General features: G+C 41.7%; 6 protein-coding genes. 4 read left to right on the top strand and 2 right to left on the bottom strand.

The window, feature by feature from the left end; genetic code table 11:
• On the top strand, positions 1–525 hold a 525-nt coding region (locus tag V5N63_RS10465), incomplete at its 5' end, for an exodeoxyribonuclease III (RefSeq protein ID WP_332033897.1).
• Positions 526–584: 59 nt separating this feature from the next.
• Here V5N63_RS10465 and V5N63_RS10460 read toward each other — a convergent pair.
• Entirely contained in the window at positions 585–2,135 is a 1,551-nt protein-coding gene (locus tag V5N63_RS10460; RefSeq protein WP_332033896.1) for a M20/M25/M40 family metallo-hydrolase, read from the bottom strand.
• Between the two features lie 149 nt (positions 2,136–2,284).
• Here V5N63_RS10460 and V5N63_RS10455 point away from each other — a divergent pair, with 149 nt between their 5' ends.
• The 3 genes from V5N63_RS10455 to V5N63_RS10445 all read left to right on the top strand — a co-directional run bounded on the left by V5N63_RS10455 (position 2,285) and on the right by V5N63_RS10445 (position 5,222).
• On the top strand, positions 2,285–2,752 hold the full coding sequence (locus tag V5N63_RS10455; RefSeq protein ID WP_332033895.1) for a DUF2147 domain-containing protein: 468 nt from the start codon (positions 2,285–2,287) through the stop codon (positions 2,750–2,752).
• 18 nt (positions 2,753–2,770) lie between these two features.
• Entirely contained in the window at positions 2,771–3,115 is a 345-nt protein-coding gene (locus tag V5N63_RS10450; RefSeq protein ID WP_332033894.1) for a phage holin family protein, read from the top strand.
• 112 nt (positions 3,116–3,227) lie between these two features.
• Positions 3,228–5,222, top strand: coding sequence for a S9 family peptidase (locus V5N63_RS10445; protein ID WP_332033893.1), 1,995 nt, complete (start codon positions 3,228–3,230; stop codon positions 5,220–5,222).
• A gap of 63 nt (positions 5,223–5,285) precedes the next feature.
• Here the strand turns inward: V5N63_RS10445 and V5N63_RS10440 are convergent.
• On the bottom strand, positions 5,286–5,509 hold a 224-nt coding region (locus tag V5N63_RS10440; RefSeq protein ID WP_332033892.1), incomplete at its 5' end, for a hypothetical protein.

Raw genomic sequence — 5,509 nt, 5'->3', positions numbered from 1 at the left:
GGTGACGATAGCGACGAAGCGAGCCGGTATTTGGAGGTGAAAATCGATGATTTGATTATTTGCTGTATTTACCTCCCGAACGGAAATCCTGTTCCGGGGCCTAAATTCGATTATAAAATGCAGTGGATCGAGCGCCTGCAGGCTCATGCCGAAATGCTCATAACCTCTGGAAAAAAAGTTTTGCTGATTGGTGATTTTAACGTAATGCCTACAGAAAAAGACGTTTACAAACCTGAAAAGTTTGCGAAAGATGCGCTCTTCTTACCCGAAGTTCGTGATGCCTTCCGTGATTTGATTGGACAAGGCTGGACTGATGCGCTGCGTCATCTGCATCCAGACGAAACAATTTATACCTTTTGGGATTACTTCCGAAATGCTTATCAGAGAAATGCCGGTTTGCGAATCGACCACTTCCTGCTATCGCCGGAAGTTCTTCCCCAACTCAAGAAAGCGGGTGTGGACAAAGAGGTACGGGGTTGGGAAAAATCCAGTGACCATGCACCTGTTTGGGTAGAATTGGAATGAAAATAAAAAGCCGCCGCGGTGAAACCGCGGCGGCAATACTGTAAAATAAAACAGAACGTTTAATCTAAACCGCCTTTTCTTGTCGGTTCCTTTACTTCTGGCCACGCCATTCGTTCGCCTGTTCTTTGGTTTACCGGAAGTTTAATTTTTTCCGCAGAAGCTCTCTCAGGATCTTCGCTTGCCATGTAAGTCATTATGGCGATTAACGCGACGTTGCTTTTTACATCATCAAAAACAATTTTATCATACGTGTCTCGGTTGGTGTGCCAGGTATAGTTTCCGTAGCTCCAGTTAAGTGAGCCCAACATGAATGCCGGAACTCCTGCTGCCACAAAAGACGCATGGTCGGATCCGCCACCGCCAGGTGTTCCTGGGAAAGTGGTTTTTATATCTTTAGTAAGTTCTCTGGGTACCGCAGCAAGCCATCTTCCCAAGTAATCATAAGAATTCAGGAATCCCTGTCCGCTGATGTTCGCAATACGGCCCGTCCCGTTATCCTGATTAAAAACTGCCTGTATTTTCGGCATCTGTTCTTTGTGCGCAGATACATAACCGCGTGATCCGTTAAGTCCCTGTTCTTCACTTCCCCAAAGTCCTACAATAATTGTTCTTTTGGGATTAGGATAAAGTTTTTTCAGGATTCTGGCAACTTCCATCATCGTAATGGTTCCTGTTCCGTTGTCGGTTGCACCGGTTCCGCCATCCCAGGAATCCAAGTGTGCGGATAAAATGATGTATTCATCAGGTTTTTCAGAACCTTTGATTTCTGCAACGGTATTGAAGGTTGGAGCCATTCCTTTGTCTTTAGAATTGGCTGTAATTTTCAGTTTTGGAGTGGTTCCGTTTTTCAGCATTCTGTAGAGTTGTCCGTAATCTTCCAAAGAAACATCCATCACCGGGATTTTTTTTGTTCCTGCAGAAAATATTTTGTTTACACCGAATCCGCGAGACCAGTTGGAAGAAATAACTCCGGCTGCTCCGGCTGCTTCAAGCTTTGCATTTAAAGTTCTGCTGGTTTCTCCGGTTACTTTTATTGAATTCTGCCACGCTTCAGAAGCTGCTTTGGATTCATTCTGCATTTTTTCGAAAGATTCCGGTGTTGCAAATTCTTTCCAGTTATACTCCGGTCTTCCGGATGGCTGATATTGAGAAACCATTACCATTTTTCCTTTCACAGAAGAAAGCCATTTGGTAAAATCTTCTTTACTGCTAAAGATTGGCAACATCACAACATCTGCTGTTAATCCTTTAGACGGTGTCGCAGGGCTGAAGGCAAGCTGCATTCCCTCCAAAGATTTAACATAAGGAAATACCATTTCAATAGAAGAGGTTCCCCGTTCCCAGGATTTCCATTCGCCCCACTGTTCGTTGCGGGCATCGATTCCCCAACTTTTGAATTTGCTTACTGCCCAGTCGTGCGACTGCTGCATTTTGGGACTTCCTACAAGACGTGGACCTATCCCGTCGAGCAATTCGTAAGCGAGCTTTTCGAGCTGGGAATTGTTGTAGGTTTCATCCATAATAGATTTGGTCATCTGGTCCTGCGTCTGGGCATTTAACCCCACCGAAAACACGGTTGAAAGCATTAAAACTTTAGCGTAGTTCTTCATTATATATAAGTTTTGGTGATGAAGATAATAAAAATTGGTAAAGTAAAAAAACTTGTTGATGAGCTCAAACCACAGCACAATAGGATTATCCTAAAATTCAATATCAAATTTGATTGTCTGAATGGCAAAATACTTGTATAAGGATTAACATGCTTATAAAAAATCTCACTTTAATCCTTTATTTTTGTTTTTTAAATCTCGGTGCCCAATCCAAATCGGATGCGGTGCTTGGAAAATGGCTGGCAACCGACCAAAGCGTGGCAGTGGAAGTCTATAAACAGAGTGGCCAGTATAGAGCCAAAGTGATTTGGTTTGATGAAAATTTAGGAAGTGGCAAACCAATGCATACCCGCACCGATTTTGAAAATCCCGATCCTAAACTCAGAAATCGCAAAATTCTGGGTATGGAGGTGCTGGAAGGACTGGTCTATAATCCGAAAAAGAATGAGTGGGAACATGGAAAAATTTACGATGCAAGTTCCGGCCGGTTTTGGGATTCGGCTGCGCATATAACAGAGCAGGGGTTGCTGAAAGTAAGAGGGTATTGGAAATTCAAATGGATTGGAAAATCCCTTACATTTAAACGGACAAATCACGCAATGCTAAGCAAATTATAAATTTTTAAACTATAAACTATGAATTTAATTATCAGACTTCTTGTAACGGCGGTTGTCGCTTTTTTTCTCACCAAGATTTTATCCGGTGTTCATTTCGAAGGTTTTTCCACGGCCATTGTTTTCGCTATCGTTCTGGGAATTTTAAACCTGATCGTTTCGCCAGTGTTAAAAATACTGGGATTACCGCTTACCATTCTTACTTTGGGGCTTTTTTCTTTAGTCATTAACGCTTTGGTTATCCTCATTGCAGATTATTTTATCGACGGAATGACAATCGATGGATTCTGGTGGGCATTCATCTTCAGTATCGCGCTGTCACTTATCACTTCTTTGGTGAATGGGATTTTCACATCTTCTGACTAAATAAGATTTAAATAATTCAAAGAAAAAAATCACCAACTCCTTGCTGGTGATTTTTTCTATATTTGTAGTTACAGTTGCAGTCTGCAGCTGTAAGGATTAAAATTAATTTTTTATGAAGCTAAAACATACCTTAATCGCAGTAGCTGCGCCATTTCTTATGAATGCACAAAATGTGATGACGCCCGAACTCCTCTGGACTTTAAACAAAATCGGCGTTTCTGCAGTATCACCTAATCACTCTTCCCTTATTTACACCGTAGGAAAAACCGATCTGAAAACTGAAAAAAACAATAAGAAAACTTATTTTCTCAACATTAAAAATTCCGAAGCAACCGCCTTGGATTTAGGTAAAAAAGCCTTGATTCAATGGGATAAAAACGGATTGTATGCACAAGAAAAAGATGTTATTTATCTTTCAAAAGATGCCGGAAAAACCTGGGCAGAATTTTATACCATCGGAGAAGTTGACAATATCGTAATTTCACCCGACGGGAAAAAAATTGCCTTCAGCAAACAGGTGTTGGTTGAAAAAGTCTTAGGGAAAGATAAATATACCGACGTGCCGAAAACGACAGCACATATCTACACCGACCTGAACCACCGCCATTGGGATTATTTTAATGAAGGAAAATACAATCATGTTTTTGTGGTGAATGTTTCCGATAAGGTTGAAAATGCCAAGGATTTACTTGAAGGTAAAATGTGGGATTCGCCACAGCGGCCTTTTGGTGGCGCAGAAGATTTTGTATGGAGCCCGGATTCCACACAGCTTCTGTATGTTACCAAACCTTTGAGCGGGGCGGAATATGCGCAGTCTACCAATACCGATATTTTTGCATACCATCTTAATTCCGGTACCACAAAGAATCTTACTGAAAGCAACAAAGGATATGATGTTGCTCCGAAATTCTCGCCGGACGGAAAAACCTTACTGTGGATGTCGATGGAAAGAGACGGCTACGAAGCTGATAAAAACGATATCAAAATCATGGACTGGAAATCTCACAAAGTGCGCAATCTGACCAAAGATTGGGATGAAAGCGTGGTGGGCGATGTTTTCTGGACTCAGGATTCCAAAACGCTGTATTTTACCACAGCATTTAGAGGAACAAAACAATTGTTTTCCTTAAGCCCGAAAACCGCGAAGATTCAGCAAATAACACAAGGTGATTTTGATGTAACTTCCATTTACGCGCAAAATAAAAATACGCTTTTGGTTGGCAGAACTGATATGAACCATAATGCGGATTTGTTTTCGGTGGATCTGAAAAAAGGAACCATGACTCAGGTCACTGAAGTCAATAAGCAGAATTATGCTAAAATCACGCCTTCTAAAACGGAACTTAAAATGGTGAAAACTACCGACGGGAAGGAAATGGGCGTATGGTTTGTGTATCCACCGGATTTCGATCCCAATAAAAAATATCCTACACTTTTATACTGTCAGGGCGGTCCACAATCTGCGCTTACACAGTTTTTCAGCACGAGATGGAGTCCTGCTCTGATGGCGGCCAACGGCTATATCGTAGTAGCGCCAAACCGTCGCGGAATGCCGGGTTGGGGAACAAAATGGAATGAAGAAATTTCTAAAGACTGGGGCGGACAGGTAATGAAAGATTATCTGGCAGCGACAGATTATGCCAAAACATTGCCTTACGTGGATAACGACAGAATGGGTGCTGTAGGTGCGAGTTATGGTGGATACAGCGTATTTATGCTGGCCGGAATTCACGACAACCGTTTCAAAACCTTTATTGCACACGACGGACTTTTCGATATGAAATCCTGGTACGGAACTACTGAAGAACTCTTCTTTGCCAACTGGGATCTGGGCAAACCAACAGATACGCCGATGCCGAAAGCCTATACAGAATTTAATCCTTCTAATTATGTTGACAAATGGAACAAGCCCATCATGATCATCCAGGGTGGACTCGATTTCCGGGTAGGATATGAGCAAGGTCAGCAGGCTTTTCAGGCAGCTAAACTTCACGGTCTGAAATCGAAATTCCTTTATTTCCCGAACGAAAACCATTGGGTTCTGAATCCGCACAACGGGTTGGTTTGGCAGAGAGAATTTTTCGAATGGCTGAAAGAAACGCTTTAATCACTAAATTAAAAAAGGCTTCTGATTTGATCAGAGGCCTTTTTATTGTTGACATTAACAACGTTATAACTGAACTTTTACCTTAAAATCGGAATTGATTTTCATCGTAATCTGGTCAGCGCTTACCGCATTGGCCTGGATTTCAAAAATTAATGAATTCTGGTTTGTCCTGAAATAATTAATGAGTTCTTCATCGGGAACCGAAAAGGTGATGGTGTTTTGATTTGTATTATTCACCACTGTTGCAATCAGTTTTTCCGGCTGGTTTGGGGCTTTAATATAAATTC

Source organism: Kaistella sp. (assembly GCF_032060305.1).
Classification (GTDB): Bacteria; Bacteroidota; Bacteroidia; order Flavobacteriales; family Weeksellaceae; genus Kaistella; species Kaistella yananensis.
This window is presented reverse-complemented; position numbering and strand designations above follow the sequence as displayed.